Origin of the sequence: Mesorhizobium sp. M7A.F.Ca.CA.002.15.2.1 (assembly GCF_003998715.1) — a bacterium.
Classification (GTDB): domain Bacteria; phylum Pseudomonadota; class Alphaproteobacteria; order Rhizobiales; family Rhizobiaceae; genus Mesorhizobium; species Mesorhizobium ciceri.
The window spans coordinates 1-545 of sequence record NZ_RZPI01001231.1; the positions used below are offsets into that span (position 1 = coordinate 1).

Consider the following 545-nt stretch of genomic DNA (forward strand, 5'->3'; position numbering starts at 1 on the left):
TTGCCATGCGCCTCACGCAACCTACCCGGACGGTGAGCCGGAAACAGCCCTCGAGGGTTTCCCCTCGCACCGTCCCTATTCGGTCTTGCTCCCGGTGGGGTTTACCGTGCCGCTCCTGTTGCCAGTCGCGCGGTGGGCTCTTACCCCACCCTTTCACCCTTGCCCCGAATCCGGCAAGCCGGATCGTGGCGGTTTGCTTTCTGTGGCACTTTCCCTGGGGTCGCCCCCGCCGGCCATTAACCGGCACCGTGTTTCCATGGAGCCCGGACTTTCCTCACCCACGACCTTTCGGCGTTTGCGGGTGCGGCCGCCCAGCCAGCTGGCAGAGCGTATAAAGGGGTTCACGCCCGAAAACGCAAACGAAAAAGCTGACTTATGCGGGCGATCCAAGCGCAGCCATCTGCACCTTGACCTTGCCGCAATAGGCTGCCGACACGGGGTTCATCCGCGTTGCGGCGTGCCCGGCATTGTATTTCAGAATGGTGCCGCAGGTCGTGCCGCCACCGAGGCTCCGTGCCATGGCAAGGTATTTCATGCCGTATTTG

General features: G+C 62.8%; 1 other RNA gene and 1 pseudogene. Both read right to left on the minus strand.

Annotated features, from left to right (window positions below):
• Nucleotides 1–323: RNase P RNA component class A (gene rnpB, locus ENZ74_RS33830), an RNA gene on the minus strand; the annotation flags it as partial.
• A gap of 50 nt (nt 324–373) precedes the next feature.
• A pseudogene (locus ENZ74_RS35575) lies at nt 374–545 on the minus strand (lytic transglycosylase domain-containing protein); the annotation flags it as partial.